Origin of the sequence: Streptomyces tardus (assembly GCF_018101125.2) — a bacterium.
Classification (GTDB): Bacteria; Actinomycetota; Actinomycetes; order Streptomycetales; family Streptomycetaceae; genus Streptomyces; species Streptomyces tardus.
The window spans coordinates 971,839-984,687 of the sequence record NZ_JAELVF020000001.1; the positions used below are offsets into that span (position 1 = coordinate 971,839).

General features: G+C 72.3%; 14 protein-coding genes. 4 read left to right on the top strand and 10 right to left on the bottom strand.

Annotated features, from left to right (window positions below):
• Positions 1–256: 256 nt before the first annotated feature.
• Positions 257–1,198, bottom strand: a complete 942-nt coding sequence (locus JGS22_RS04155; RefSeq protein ID WP_211039210.1) for a LysR family transcriptional regulator — start codon at positions 1,196–1,198, stop codon at positions 257–259.
• Between the two features lie 81 nt (positions 1,199–1,279).
• Between JGS22_RS04155 and JGS22_RS04160 the strand changes: the two genes are divergently transcribed.
• The gene (locus JGS22_RS04160) at positions 1,280–1,936 is read left to right on the top strand and encodes an MOSC domain-containing protein (RefSeq protein ID WP_211039209.1); all 657 of its coding nucleotides are present in this window, start codon (positions 1,280–1,282) and stop codon (positions 1,934–1,936) included.
• 240 nt (positions 1,937–2,176) lie between these two features.
• Positions 2,177–2,968 (top strand): SDR family NAD(P)-dependent oxidoreductase, encoded by a 792-nt coding sequence (locus JGS22_RS04165; RefSeq protein ID WP_211039208.1) that lies wholly within the window; start codon positions 2,177–2,179, stop codon positions 2,966–2,968.
• Between the two features lie 81 nt (positions 2,969–3,049).
• Here the strand turns inward: JGS22_RS04165 and groL are convergent, their stop codons facing one another.
• The 3 genes from groL to JGS22_RS04180 form a co-directional block, all read right to left on the bottom strand.
• On the bottom strand, positions 3,050–4,663 hold the full coding sequence (groL, locus tag JGS22_RS04170) for a chaperonin GroEL (RefSeq protein ID WP_211039207.1): 1,614 nt from the start codon (positions 4,661–4,663) through the stop codon (positions 3,050–3,052).
• 120 nt (positions 4,664–4,783) lie between these two features.
• Positions 4,784–5,092, bottom strand: a complete 309-nt coding sequence (gene groES / locus JGS22_RS04175; protein WP_211039206.1) for a co-chaperone GroES — start codon at positions 5,090–5,092, stop codon at positions 4,784–4,786.
• A gap of 337 nt (positions 5,093–5,429) precedes the next feature.
• A complete protein-coding gene (locus tag JGS22_RS04180) occupies positions 5,430–6,599 on the bottom strand; it encodes a polysaccharide deacetylase family protein (RefSeq protein ID WP_211039205.1) in 1,170 nt (389 codons plus the stop codon).
• Between the two features lie 75 nt (positions 6,600–6,674).
• On the opposite strand from JGS22_RS04180, the gene JGS22_RS04185 reads away from it, so the two are divergent.
• The gene (locus JGS22_RS04185; protein ID WP_211039204.1) at positions 6,675–7,937 is read left to right on the top strand and encodes a class I SAM-dependent methyltransferase; all 1,263 of its coding nucleotides are present in this window, start codon (positions 6,675–6,677) and stop codon (positions 7,935–7,937) included.
• 84 nt (positions 7,938–8,021) lie between these two features.
• On the opposite strand, the gene JGS22_RS04190 is transcribed toward JGS22_RS04185, so the two are convergent.
• The 3 genes from JGS22_RS04190 to tsaB are packed head-to-tail and all read right to left on the bottom strand — an operon-like array spanning position 8,022 to position 9,546.
• On the bottom strand, positions 8,022–8,360 hold the full coding sequence (locus JGS22_RS04190) for a hypothetical protein (protein WP_211039203.1): 339 nt from the start codon (positions 8,358–8,360) through the stop codon (positions 8,022–8,024).
• Positions 8,357–8,848, bottom strand: coding sequence for a ribosomal protein S18-alanine N-acetyltransferase (rimI, locus tag JGS22_RS04195; protein ID WP_211039245.1), 492 nt, complete (start codon positions 8,846–8,848; stop codon positions 8,357–8,359). Before rimI ends, JGS22_RS04190 begins: the two co-directional genes overlap by 4 nt.
• Before the next feature lie 32 nt (positions 8,849–8,880).
• On the bottom strand, positions 8,881–9,546 hold the full coding sequence (gene tsaB, locus JGS22_RS04200) for a tRNA (adenosine(37)-N6)-threonylcarbamoyltransferase complex dimerization subunit type 1 TsaB (RefSeq protein WP_211039202.1): 666 nt from the start codon (positions 9,544–9,546) through the stop codon (positions 8,881–8,883).
• 441 nt (positions 9,547–9,987) lie between these two features.
• On the opposite strand from tsaB, the gene JGS22_RS04205 reads away from it, so the two are divergent.
• Entirely contained in the window at positions 9,988–10,548 is a 561-nt protein-coding gene (locus JGS22_RS04205; RefSeq protein ID WP_211039201.1) for a hypothetical protein, read from the top strand.
• A 105-nt stretch (positions 10,549–10,653) separates the two neighbouring features.
• Here the strand turns inward: JGS22_RS04205 and JGS22_RS04210 are convergent, their stop codons facing one another.
• The 3 genes from JGS22_RS04210 to JGS22_RS04220 all read right to left on the bottom strand — a co-directional run bounded on the left by JGS22_RS04210 (position 10,654) and on the right by JGS22_RS04220 (position 12,849).
• Entirely contained in the window at positions 10,654–10,860 is a 207-nt protein-coding gene (locus JGS22_RS04210; protein ID WP_211039248.1) for a hypothetical protein, read from the bottom strand.
• Between the two features lie 199 nt (positions 10,861–11,059).
• A complete protein-coding gene (gene tsaE / locus JGS22_RS04215) occupies positions 11,060–11,566 on the bottom strand; it encodes a tRNA (adenosine(37)-N6)-threonylcarbamoyltransferase complex ATPase subunit type 1 TsaE (RefSeq protein WP_211039200.1) in 507 nt (168 codons plus the stop codon).
• Positions 11,567–11,685: 119 nt separating this feature from the next.
• Positions 11,686–12,849 carry an alpha/beta fold hydrolase gene (locus tag JGS22_RS04220; RefSeq protein WP_211039199.1) on the bottom strand — a complete coding sequence of 388 codons (1,164 nt, stop codon included), beginning with the start codon at positions 12,847–12,849 and terminating at the stop codon, positions 11,686–11,688.

Consider the following 12,849-nt stretch of genomic DNA (forward strand, 5'->3'; position numbering starts at 1 on the left):
CCTGGGCGCGCCATGCACCGTGCGTCGGTGCACCGTGCGCCATGCACCGTGCGTCGGCACATCCCGGCGGAACACCTTCACCTTCACCGGACGGCCCCCGCTGGAGCGCCGCGAGCAGAACGGCGCCCTCGCCCAACCCGCCGCCCACGCCCGGCAGTTCGAGCGCCGCGGTGCGACCGTGAACGTACGGTCGCACCGCGGCGCTCGACGTCGCGACAGGCGCGAGCGGGCAGGTCCGCCCCGCGGGGCGGCCGGGCTACACCGCGGACGCCTCGGCAAGCCGGTCGAGCATCGCCGCCACCGCGGGCACCCGTTCCAGATCGGGCAACGTCAGAGCGACCACCTCACGCCTGACCTCGGGTACGACCCGCACCGTGCGCGTACCCCTCGGACGTACGGACTCGACGGCCGGCGCGGGCAGCACGGCGACCCCGAGGCCGGCGCCCACCAGGCCGACGACCGCGGGGTAGTCGTCTGTGGCAAAGTCGATCCGCGGGGTGAAACCCGCCGCCTCGCACACCTCCACCAGATGCCCGCGACAGCGCGGACAGCCGGCGATCCACGGCTCCCCGGCGAGCTCGGCGATGCCCACCTCCCCCGCGTCAGCGAAACGGTGGCCCTCGGGGACCAGGCCGACGAGGCTGTCCGTGAAGAGCGGTCGAATCGCCAGGTCGGACCACTCCGTCTCCGGATCGGTCCCGCCCGTTCCGGTTTCCGTGACTGAGTTCGCACTCGCGCGAGCGCCGGGGTAGCGGAAGGCGAGGGCGATGTCCGCCTCGCCGGCGCGCAGCATCTCCACCGAACGAGGCGGCTCCGCCTCGACCAGCGAGACCCGGGTTCCCGGGTGGCCCGAGCGCAGGCGCGCCACGGCGGTGGGCACCAGGGTGGAGCTTCCGCTCGGAAACGAGACCAGCCGCACCCGGCCGGCCCGGAGTCCGGCGATCGCCGCGACCTCCTCCTCGGCCGCCGCGAGCCCGGCGAGTACGCCCGCCGCGTGCCGCATCAGCGCCTCGCCCGCGTCGGTCGGACGCGCCTCCCGCCCGATGCGAACCAACAGCGGTGTACCGACGGACTGTTCGAGGGCTTTCATCTGCTGGCTGACCGCGGGTTGGGTGCAGCCGAGTTCCCGTGCCGCGCCCGAATAGGAGCCCGCGCGGACGACCGCGCGCAGCACTCGAAGGTGTCGAGCCTCAATCATGGACCCGACCATAAGACAGCCTTGGCGCTATAGCGAAATAATCGATTGCCGCTTTGATCGGGGCGCTCCTAGCATGCCCTCATGCGCATTCTCACGGTCAACGTCGGCACCTTCGAACCCAGTGAGCACACCGGAGCCCCCGGCGGCAGCACCGGCATCGGCAAGAAGCCGGTCGATGCGCCGGTGCGGGTGAGTTCGCCCGGCCCCAAAGGCGTCGGCGGCAGCGGCCTGGCCGGGGACGCCATCGGCGACCTGCGGCACCACGGCGGCGACACCCAGGCCGTCTACGCGTACGCGCGGGAGGACCTCGACCTGTGGGAGCGGGAGCTCGACCGCGAGCTGCCGAACGGCATGTTCGGCGAGAACCTCACCACGGAGGGGCTCGACATCAACGGGGCCCTGGTCGGGGAGCGTTGGCGGATCGGGGAGCAGCTGCTGCTGGAGGTCTGCTCGGTGCGCATCCCCTGCCGCACCTTCCAGGGCAGGCTTCGGGAGCCCGGCTGGATCAAGCGCTTCACCCACGCCGCACGGCCGGGTGCCTACCTGCGCGTGGTGGAGCCGGGCGACGTACGGGCGTCGGACACCGTACGGGTGGAGCACCGTCCCACCCACCGCGTCACGGTGAACCTGCTCTTCCGGGCGCTGCTCACCGAGCAGGAGCTGCTGCCGGAGATCCTCGAAGCGGGGAACGCGCTGGATCCCGAGGCACGCGAGCGCGCCCTCAAGCACCTGGGCTGAGGCACGGAGCCGGAGAGGCGCCCAGGGGACGACCTCGCCGGAGGACGGCCACGTCCGGAATCTCCCGGACGCACCCCGGGACACGGCCGCCCGGACACACCCCCCCCTCGGCGTGACTCCGAGGACGCGCGGGCGTCCGGTGCCCGCGCGGGCGTGCGGCGGTTCGGCGGTTCGGCGACCGCCTGTATCGGGCGCCGGGCGGCCCGTTCGGGACTGCGAGTGCCGCTATACCGTTCGGGCATGACGACTGCACTGATCACCGGAGCCACCGCGGGACTCGGCGCCGCCTTCGCCCGGCGCCTCGCACGGGACGGCCACAACCTCGTACTCGTGGCGCGCGACGAGCGACGGCTGAGCGACCACGCGACCGAACTGCACGACATGCACGGCGTCGAGGTCTCCGTGCTCAGCGCCGACCTGTCCACGGACGAGGGCATCGCGGCCGTCGAGGAGCGACTGTCGGACCGCAGGCACCCGGTCGATCTGCTCGTCAACAACGCGGGCTTCGGCAACAAGGGCGGCTACCTCGACGTACCGGTGGCCGACGAACTGACGATGCTCAAGGTGCACTGCGAGGCTGTGCTGCGGCTGACCACCGCGGGGGTGCGGCAGATGCGCGAGCGCGGTCGCGGCGGGGTGGTCAACGTCGCCTCGGTGGCCGCCTTCCTGCCGCGCGGGACGTACGGGGCGAGCAAGGCGTGGGTGGTCCAGTTCACGCAGGGCGCGGCGCAGGATCTGGCGGGCTCGGGGGTCCGGCTGCTCGCGCTGTGCCCGGGGTTCGTGCGCACCGAGTTCCACCAGCGGGCGGGGATGGGCACCGGCAACATCCCGAACTGGATGTGGCTGGAGGCGGACCGCGTGGTCGACGCGGCGCTCAAGGACCTGGCGCGCGGCCGGACCCTGTCGGTTCCCGACCCGCGCTACAAGACGCTGATCGGGGCCAGCAAGCTGGTGCCGCGCAATCTGATGGGCCGGGTGTCGTCCAGATCCGGGCGCAAGTACGGCCCCACACGTACGAGCGACGACGACTGACCGGCCGGCGGAACGGCCGCGGGCCGCCGCCTCCCGTACGGATACGGAAGAGCGACGGCCCGCGGACGAGCGCGCGCGAGATCAGTGCGCGTGGCCGTGGCCGGCGTCCTCGTCCTCGGCCGGCTTCTCGACGACCAGGGTCTCGGTCGTGAGGAGCAGCGAGGCGATGGAGGCGGCGTTCTCCAGGGCGGAGCGGGTGACCTTGACCGGGTCGATCACGCCGGCCTTCACCAGGTCGCCGTACTCGCCGGAAGAGGCGTTGTAGCCCTCGCCCTTGGGGAGCTCGGCGACCTTGGAGGTGATGACGTAGCCCTCCAGGCCGGCGTTCTCCGCGATCCAGCGCAGCGGCTCGACGACCGCACGGCGGACCACGGCGACACCGGTTGCCTCGTCGCCGGTCTTGTCGAGGTTGCCCTCGAGGACCTTGGCGGCGTGGACGAGCGCGGAGCCACCACCGGAGACGATGCCCTCCTCGACCGCGGCGCGGGTCGCGGAGATGGCGTCCTCCAGACGGTGCTTCTTCTCCTTCAGCTCGACCTCGGTCGCGGCACCGACGCGGATCACGCAGACGCCGCCGGCCAGCTTCGCGAGGCGCTCCTGGAGCTTCTCGCGGTCCCAGTCGGAGTCGGTGGCGTCGATCTCGGCCTTGATCTGGGCAACGCGGCCCTGAACGTCGTCCGAGGAGCCGGCACCGTCGACGAGGGTGGTGTCGTCCTTGGTGATGGTGACGCGGCGGGCGGTGCCGAGCACCTCGACGCCGACCTGGTCGAGCTTGAGGCCGACCTCTTCGGCGACGACGGTGCCGCCGGTGAGGGTGGCCATGTCGCCCAGCATCGCCTTGCGGCGGTCACCGAAGCCGGGAGCCTTCACCGCGACGGCGTTGAAGGTGCCGCGGATCTTGTTGACGACCAGGGTGGAGAGCGCCTCGCCCTCGACGTCCTCGGCGATGATCAGCAGCGGCTTGGAGCCACCGGCCTGCATGACCTTCTCCAGGAGCGGCAGCAGGTCCTGGATGGAGCTGATCTTGCCCTGGTGGATCAGGATGTACGGGTCGTCGAGGACGGCCTCCATACGCTCCTGGTCGGTGACCATGTACGGGGACAGGTAGCCCTTGTCGAAGGCCATGCCCTCGGTGAAGTCCAGCTCCAGGCCGAAGGTCTGGGACTCCTCGACGGTGATGACACCGTCCTTGCCCACCTTGTCCATCGCCTCGGCGATGAGCTCACCGACCTGCTTGTCCTGGGCGGACAGCCCGGCAACAGCGGCGATGTCCTCCTTGGAGTCGATCGGGCGGGCGGAGTCGACCAGATCGGCGGAGACGGCCTTGACGGCGGCGTCGATGCCCTTCTTCAACGCGGCCGGGGAGGCGCCCGCGGCAACGTTGCGCAGACCCTCGCGCACCAGGGCCTGGGCGAGCACGGTGGCGGTGGTGGTGCCGTCACCCGCGATGTCGTTGGTCTTGGTCGCCACCTCCTTCACCAGCTGGGCGCCGAGGTTCTCGTACGGGTCCTCGACCTCGACCTCACGGGCGATGGTGACGCCGTCGTTGGTGATGGTCGGAGCACCGAACTTCTTGTCGATGACGACGTTGCGGCCCTTGGGGCCGATCGTCACCTTCACGGTGTCGGCGAGCTTGTCGACGCCGCGCTCCAGGGCGCGCCGGGCGTCCTCGTCGAACTTAAGGATCTTCGCCATGCTGCTGGGGTCCTCTCCAGTCCTCTCAAACGAACCGCGCCCCGGCCCCGGTTGTCATGAATGACTTGTTGTCATGGATGACTCGGGAGAACCAGGGCGCGGATCGGCAAACGTGGGTGCTTACTTCTCGACGATCGCGAGAACGTCGCGAGCCGAGAGGACGAGGTACTCCTCGTTGTTGTACTTCACCTCGGTGCCGCCGTACTTGCTGTAGAGCACGACGTCGCCGACGTTGACGTCGAGCTCGACGCGCTTGCCGTCCTCGACGCGGCCCGGGCCCACGGCCAGGACAGTGCCCTCCTGGGGCTTCTCCTTGGCGGTGTCCGGAATGACCAGGCCCGAGGCCGTGGTCTGCTCTGCGTCGAGCGGCTGGACCACAATGCGGTCCTCAAGCGGCTTGATGGCAACCTTGGAGCTGGCGGTCGTCACGATCCGACCTCCCCCTTCGGAGATCTCACGGGGTCTGCATGTCTTGGTGTGCGACGTCTGGTGATCCGTCGTCGCGGGTGCCGGATCGCCTGTCGCTGACGCTCGCTCGCCGTGAGTGCGGGGCACTCCCGGTTTTGCGCGCGCCGTTGTGCTGATGCCTGGCACTCCCACGCGGAGAGTGCCAGTGCCGAGATTATGCCGCGCTTAGCACTCGGTCAAGCCGAGTGCCAGTGAACCGTCGCGCACGGCGTGCCGGCGGACCGCCGCAGCCGCCCGCCGGCACGGTCGGAACCGTTCCGTGGCACTCCCGTTCGGGCGGGGTCCGTGGTGTCGGCACTCAGAGGTAGTCCTCCAACCTGGCCACGGCAAAGCCCTGTTCGGTGGCGGTCCTCAGCGTGCGGCGGACCATGTCCGCCATCGAGCCGCCCCACTCCTCCCTGCCCCGGAAGTGCGTGAGGACGATGTCGCCCGGGTGAAACTTCCGGTCCGCCCTGCGCCAGTCGAAGCGCTTGGCCCACGCCTCCTCCGCCCACAGCGGAACGGCGGTGATGCCGCACGTGGCCGCAGCACGCAGGGTGTCGCGGTTGTACGCCCCGTACGGCGGCCGGAACAACTTCGGCGGCTTGCCGAACTCCTCGGCGAGCACCTCCTGTTGGCCGCAGATCTCCTTGCGCTGACCCTCGTAGGAGAGCTTCGGGAGCTCCTTGTGGGTGAGGGTGTGGTTGTGGATTCCCGCGCCCGCTCGCTGCATGCGGCGGAAGTAGTCGTAGTCGTCCGCGGCGACGTAGTCCGAGAGGAACGCGCTGTAGGGGACGTCGAGTTCGCGGAGCATCCGGATGAGCTCGGGATCCTTGTGGTAGCCGTCGTCGATGGTGAGGAAGACGACCCGGTCGCGGGTCGGGACGCGATTGAGGACCGGCGGCAGCCCCTTGCCGAGGTGGTCGGCGTCGCTGGTGAGGTCCGGTTTGCGGTCCGGCGGAGCGGGCGGACGCAGCGGAGCGCGGGCCACCTTCCAGGTGCGGGCGGCGGCGACACGCAGCCGCTCCCGACGGTGCAGGCGCTGGGCGTAGGCGTCCAGCGCGGCGGCGGCCCGGGAGGCCTGGGCGCGCTGGCGGGCTCCCAGGGTGAGCTCGGAACCGGCCCGCCGCCCGGCAGGGCCGCCCTCGGTGCCGGCGAGCGCCCCGGAGAGCGGTTCGCCGAGCGGAGCCCGGCGCGCCTCTCCACCGGCCGTCGCGTCCCGGTCGCCGGCGCCGGCTTCGGCGAGGCGGTCGGCGGTGTCGGGGTCGCGGTGGGCGGCACCGACTTCGGGGTCGCGGTGGGCGGTGTCGGCTTCGGGGTCGCCTGCCCGGGAGTCGGATCGACCGGTCTCCGCCCAGCCGCAGGAGACGGCGACCAGGGCGGCGAGCGAGAGGGCGCCCGCTCGACGGAGAAGGCGGTCCGCACGCGGCGGAGGGGACGGTGATCGCCCCCTCCTCGAGATTTGTGTGATTTGTCGGATAAGTCTCATGGAGCCGGATGCTGGCAGCCGACCGCACCCCTTTTCCGGAAGCCGGTTCGGCACTGCCGGAGACAGCCGGGGAAAATGGCTCGTGTGGCCGTATCCGACAGCACCAGCAACCCGCCCGACGCCGTGGAATCCTTCACCCGGCTGCTGACTCCACTGGGGCAGCAACTCCTCGACGAGCTACGGGACTTCGACCCCGCGCAGGAGCTGGCCGTGGCGACCAGGCTCCGACGCCGGCACCCACCGGAACTGGTCTCCGCGGCGATCGGCCAGGCCCGGCTGCGCCAACGGGCGGTCGCCAAGTTCGGAGCGGCGGACGCGAGCCGCATGTACTTCACCCCGGACGGTCTGGAACAGGCCACCAGATCGGCGGTGGCCACGTACCGGGCCGAGCGGATCGCGGCAGCGGGCGTACGTCGGCTGGTGGACATCTGCTGCGGCGTGGGCGGCGACGCCCTGGCACTCGCCCGAGCCGGGGTACAGGTCCTCGCCGTGGACCGCTCCGCGCTGACCTGCGCGGTTCTCGCGGCCAACGCCGCCGCGCTCGGCCTCGACGGACTCATCGAGGTGCGCCGGGCCGAGGCCGCAGACCTCGGAGACGCCGAACTGCTCGGCGGCCCCGACCCGTACGACGCGGTCTTCGTCGACCCGGCACGCCGCGGCGGCCGTGGCCGGATCTTCGACCCCGAGGCGTACTCGCCGCCCCTCTCCTGGGCCGGCGAACTGGCCGCACGGATGCCGTGCGCCGCGCTCAAGATCGCTCCCGGAGTGCCTCACGAGGCGATCCCGCCGGAGGCGGAGGCGGAGTGGATCTCGGTCGACGGCGAGGTGAAGGAGGCCGTGCTCTGGTTCGGCGGTTTCACGGAGGGGACGGGCGGCCCGGCCCGTCCCGTCGTACGCGCCACGCTGCTGCCCGAACGCCACTCGCTGGTCGGCGAGGGACTCCCGGACCCGCAGGCAGGCCCGGTGCTGCGCTATCTCTACGAGCCGGACGGCGCCGTCATCCGCTCGCACCTCGTGGCCGAGCTGGCGCGGGACCTGGGCGCGCGGCTGATCGACCCGACGATCGCCTACCTCACCGCCGACGAGTTGCGCACCACCCCGTACGCGCGGGCGTACGAGATCACCGACGCGCTGCCGTTCAACCTCAAACGGCTGAAGGCCCTGCTGCGCGAACGCGAGGTCGGCACGCTGACGGTGAAGAAACGCGGATCGCCGATCGAGCCCGAGGAGCTGCGGCGAAGGGTCAAACCTCGTGGCCCCGCGTCGGCGACCGTCTTCCTGACCCGCGCGGAGGGCGCACCGGCCATGCTCCTGGGCCATCCGGTGACCGGCACCTGAGCGAACGGCGGACGGAACGCCCCGTTCGGACGGGGACGGCGGGTCGCCGGAGTGGGCCGGGTGCCCGGGGCGCGGGGGTACGCGTCAGTCGGTGCCGAGGGAGGTGAAGTGCCAGCGGTGCACGGGGCGCTGGAGCAACTCTGCCGGGGGTTCGGGCAGTTCGGCGACGACGGGCGCCGCGGGCTCGCTCGGGACGCCCGTGCTCGGGGCGTCCGCGCTCGCGGCGTCCTCGGCGGGCCGGGCGGCCTCACGGCTGTCGGCGTCGGCATCCCACCAGGTGACGACGAGCACCCGGTCACCCGGAGCGCTGAAGGTCTCACGCCGTCGCGGCACGGCATCGAGCGGCTGGGCCCTGACCCAGGCCAGCAGCTCGGCGGCGCGACCCTCCGCGGCGCGGGCCTCCCACATCAGGGCGAGTGTCATGCGGCGGACCGGTCCTTCGGATCGGAGGCGGACGGATCGGGGGCGCTCGGCGGGTGCGGGCGGCGCATCACCAGCGCGTCGACGTTTGCGGGCTGGTAGTAGCCGCGACGCACACCGAGCGGTTCGAAGTCGAAGCGTTCGTAGAGGCGTTGGGCCCGGTGGTTGTCGACGCGGACCTCCAGCAGCACCTCGTGGCAGCCGAAGTCCGTTGCCGCGTCGAGGAGTCCGGTGAGCAGTCGCGAGCCGAGGCCGCGCCCCTCCCAGCCGGGGGCCACGGCGATGGTCAGGATGTCGCCGGTACCGTCCACCGCGCCGAATCCGCAGTAGCCGGCGATACGGCCGCCGTCGTCCGCGACGAGGTATCGACGGCCGGCCAACGGGCCGCGCGCACGGGCGAGTTCGGACCAGAACATCCCTTCGGACCAGGCGTCCTCGGGGAAGATCTCCCTTTCGAGCGCGAACACCGGATCGATGTCCCACCAGCGCATCTCGCGCAACCGCACGGACGTCTGCGCGGCGCTCACCCGGGGGTGACCACCTTGTAGCCGGCCGGGACCTTCGCGTCGGGCCGGCGCAGATAGAGCGGCAGCGGCGGCAGGAACCCGTCACCGGTGCCCGCAGCCAGGCGCTCCGCGGCGAGAGCGGCCAGGGCGGCGGCGGACTGGTGCTGGGGCAGATCGGCGCGCAGTCGCGGGAAGTCCGCCCCGTACTGCACCGCTCCGGCGCCGACGGCGGTCAACGCCGCGACCTCGGAGGGGAGTTCGCTCGACCGGTCGACCGCGGGCCCGTCCGTGCGCGTACGGGCGTCGGCGTACGTCGCCCAGTACACCTCCTTGCGGCGGGCGTCGGTCGCCACCACGAACGGCTCGTCCAGCCCGGACGCCCACGCGATCCCGTCGAGCGTGCACAGGCCGTGCACCGGCACTCCCAGCGCGGCGCCGAGGCTGCTCGCCGTCGCGAGTCCGACCCGCAGCCCCGTGTAGGGGCCGGGGCCGACTCCGACAACCACCCCGGTCAGCTCCCCGCGGTCGCGGCCCGCCTCGGTGAAGACGCGATCCACGGCAGGCAGCAGAAGTTCGCCGTGGCGGCGGGCGTCGATCTGGTCGAACGACGCCAGGACGCGCTCTCCGTCGTGGAGAGCGGCGGTCACGGCGGGGGTGGCGGTGTCCAGGGCTAGCAGCAGCACGTGCCAAGCCTACGGCGCTCAGGGGCCCCGCCCGCGCCGGGTGGCCCGCAGCGGCGCTCTCCGGCCGTACGGAGCGTCCGGGCCGCCGGCGACCCGAGCCGGGCGCCGGGCTGCACGCCGGGCCGCACGCCGGCTGGCGCGGGAGTAGTCCTGCGGCCCCGGGCGCGACGCGGGGCGCGGACCCGGGCGCAGGGCGCGGACCCGGGCGCAGGCTTCCCCCTGCGCAGGCGCGCGCCCGGGCGCCGGGGCCGGGGCGCGCGCTCGGGGAGGGCCGGAACTGTCGGCCGGGCGCCCGTACGACCGTGCCGGTCCACCGCGGTGGACCGGCGGCGAAGGCCGGACCGGGCTGCCGAGAAGGCCCTCCCGCGACTGCTAACGTCACTCGTACGACGGTCACAAAGGCTGTCGGGTGTGGCGTATGTGTCCGAGAGGTGACCGAGGGTGGCGCGCAACAGTACGGGGATCGTCGTGGCCGGCCTGACCGCCGCGGCTCTTGCTGTGGTCGGCGTGCTGGCGGTCCAGGCGTCCGCCGCCAAGGAGCGGGACGACGAGCGGCGTGCGAAGCCGAGCCCCTCCGCCCCCGCGTCTCCGGACGACAGTGCGACGGGCGAGAAGGACGAGTCCAAGCTTCCGGTCGGCACGGGCGAGGGCAAGCGCGTCGTCTACTCGCTCAAGGCGGACCGGGTATGGCTGGTCGGCAAGGACGGCACCCCGGGCCGGACGTTCGAGGTCACCCCCGGCACGGTCGACCCGCCGGCCGGCAACTACCGCGTCACCTCGCGCTCGGGACACGTCACCGGCACCGACGGCGTACCGATCGAGAACGTAGTCCGCTTCGCCGACGTGGGCGGCGTCTCGATCGGCTTCAGCGCGGCCATAGACGGGTCCACGCCCAATCCCGACCCGAGCAGGAAGACCGGCGGAGTCCGGGAGGACAGGCCCGACGGCGAGGCGATGTGGCTCTTCGCGACGCTGGACACCCGCGTCGTCGTGGTCGACTGACCGCCGCCTTCGCTCGCTGACGCCCAACTCCGCGACCGGCGCGGCCTCGCCCGGAACGAATCGTCCAGCGGGTCGGCGGGCCGGAAAGTCGGGCGGCGCGGAGAGTCAGGCTGCACGGGGCCGGTCGACGCCCTCGGTGAGGTCCGGGGCATCGGGTGCCTCGTCGCGCGCGGTCGCACCGGGAGCGTCCGGCGGAGTGGAGACGGCGCTGGCCGCGGCGCAGGACGCCAGCAGCTCCTCGAATCGCGGGTTGGCCGACTTCGACGCGTCCTCGGGGTTGACGGATCGCGGCGCACGCTGGTGGTCCGACATGGATACTCCCCTCAGACAGCGAATTAGGCTCACCTAACTTCGCGGCGTCCTCCCATGGGAACACGGCACGGTCAGCCCGCGCAAGATTTTACCGACAGGCTGTCGGATTCCCGGGCGCACCGCACTGACCTGCGATGTACCGGTGCTGGTATTCGATCTTGCGGCCCGGCGGCATGGTGCCCCGGCAACCGCGGAGGCCTCAGGCCAGGACGGCGAGGTCCTCCGAGTGCCACCGGTCGCCGACCGCTTCGACGGTGACCGTGCGGACGTCCTCGGCGGCTTCGACGGTGGCTGCGGTGTCGAGCTGTTCGCCGACTGCCCGCTCAATGGTCACGTGCAGACGATTTTCGGACAGCTCCTCGACCTTGCCCTCGCCCCATTCGACCACCACGACCGAACTCTCCAACGAGACGTCGAGCTCCAGGTCCTCCATCTCGTCCAGCCCTCCGCCCAGGCGGTAGGCGTCGACGTGGACGAGGGCGGGGCCGCCGACCAACGAGGGGTGCACCCGCGCGATCACGAAGGTGGGCGAGGCCACCGGGCCGCGCACGCCGAGGCTGTCACCAAGTCCCCTGGTCAGCGTCGTCTTGCCCGCTCCGAGCTCACCGCTCAGCAGTACGAGGTCGCCGGCGCGCAGCAGCCCGGCCAGACCGCGGCCGAACCGCAGCATCTCCTCCGGTGTCCGGACAGTGGTGCGCATCTGCATGCAGCGATGCTACGGCCTGCTCCGCGGGCCGAACCCCACAGCTCCCGCCGCCGGCCCGCGACGACGGGCCCCTGGGCACGCTGCGGACGGGGCCGGCGGCGGGCGCCGAACTCCGGCGTTCAGGGCCGGCGCACCTCGGCGATCAGCTCGCGCAGGCGTTCGTTGAGCAGCTCCGGGCGCTCCAGCATCAGCAGGTGGCCGGTGTCCGGGACTATCTCCAGGCTCGCCCCGGGCAGCGCCGCGGCGATCGCCTCGCTGTGCGCCTTCGGCGTGAGCAGGTCCTTCTCGCCGGCGATGACCAGGGCGTGGCCGTCGTTGAAGGCGGCGAGCGCCTCCCCCTTCTCGTGCGCGTGGAACGCGGGGTAGAACTCGGCCACCACATCGATCGGCGTCGACTCGATCAGCCGCTCGGCGAACCGGGCGACGGCCGGGTCGACCGTGCGCGGCTCCCCGAAGCTGTAGTGCTTGACCCAGCCGGCGAGCAGGTCGGCGGTGGCCGCGCGGCCACGTTCGACCAGGGCCGAGTGCGAGGCGAGGGCTTTGAGGACCCCGGGCACGACCTTGCGCATCACGCTGATCCCGACCGCCGGCAGCCCGTACGTCACCTCGCCGAGGCCGCCCGCCGAGGTGCCGACGAACCCGGCGCCGACGGCGCGTTCCGCCACCCAGTCCGGATACTGGGCGGCTAGCGCCATCATCGTCATCCCGCCCATGGAGTGCCCGACCAGCAGGACCGGCCCCTCGGGGACGGCGGCGTCCAGCACCGCCATCAGGTCCCGGCCGAGGCGATCGATGCTCACCGGTACGTCGCCCACCGCGCCGACCTGCTGCGAACGACCCCGCTCGCTGCGGCCGTGGCTGCGCTGGTCCCAGTAGACGGCGCGTACGGTGCCCAGCTCGCGCAGCGCCTCGCGCTGGAAGTGCCAGGAGTCCTGGGTCAGGCAGTAACCGTGGCTGAAAACCACGGTGAGGGTTTGAGACCGGGAAGTGCGCCGTGAGCCGGACTTGCGGCGCGTCCGCGTGCCGCTGCCGCCGTCCGCGGCGGGAGCGTCCGGATGGCCGGGCTCCTCGACCTCGTAGTGCAGCTCGGTGCCGTCGTCGGCGACCGCCGTACCGGCGACTCCGCGCAGCGTGCCGTACGGCCCGGTCGCGTCCAGCGCCAGCCGCGCCCGCCGCCGCACCGCGCGGTGCACCGTCAGCCGCTCCAGTGCGACACCGGCGGCGACCGCGCCTATCGCGGCTCCGGCGACACCCACTCCGCGCCTCCGCTGGGCCTCCGTCAC

Bases quoted from the DNA above. Each gene is read 5' to 3' on its own strand.
- JGS22_RS04155 (WP_211039210.1), bottom strand. From the start codon at position 1,198: ATGATTGAGGCTCGACACCTTCGAGTGCTGCGCGCGGTCGTCCGCGCG.
- JGS22_RS04160 (WP_211039209.1), top strand. From the start codon at position 1,280: ATGCGCATTCTCACGGTCAACGTCGGCACCTTCGAACCCAGTGAGCAC.
- JGS22_RS04165 (WP_211039208.1), top strand. From the start codon at position 2,177: ATGACGACTGCACTGATCACCGGAGCCACCGCGGGACTCGGCGCCGCC.
- groL (WP_211039207.1), bottom strand. From the start codon at position 4,663: ATGGCGAAGATCCTTAAGTTCGACGAGGACGCCCGGCGCGCCCTGGAG.
- JGS22_RS04180 (WP_211039205.1), bottom strand. From the start codon at position 6,599: ATGAGACTTATCCGACAAATCACACAAATCTCGAGGAGGGGGCGATCA.
- JGS22_RS04185 (WP_211039204.1), top strand. From the start codon at position 6,675: ATGGCTCGTGTGGCCGTATCCGACAGCACCAGCAACCCGCCCGACGCC.
- JGS22_RS04190 (WP_211039203.1), bottom strand. From the start codon at position 8,360: ATGACACTCGCCCTGATGTGGGAGGCCCGCGCCGCGGAGGGTCGCGCC.
- rimI (WP_211039245.1), bottom strand. From the start codon at position 8,848: ATGCGCTGGTGGGACATCGATCCGGTGTTCGCGCTCGAAAGGGAGATC.
- JGS22_RS04210 (WP_211039248.1), bottom strand. From the start codon at position 10,860: ATGTCGGACCACCAGCGTGCGCCGCGATCCGTCAACCCCGAGGACGCG.
- tsaE (WP_211039200.1), bottom strand. From the start codon at position 11,566: ATGCAGATGCGCACCACTGTCCGGACACCGGAGGAGATGCTGCGGTTC.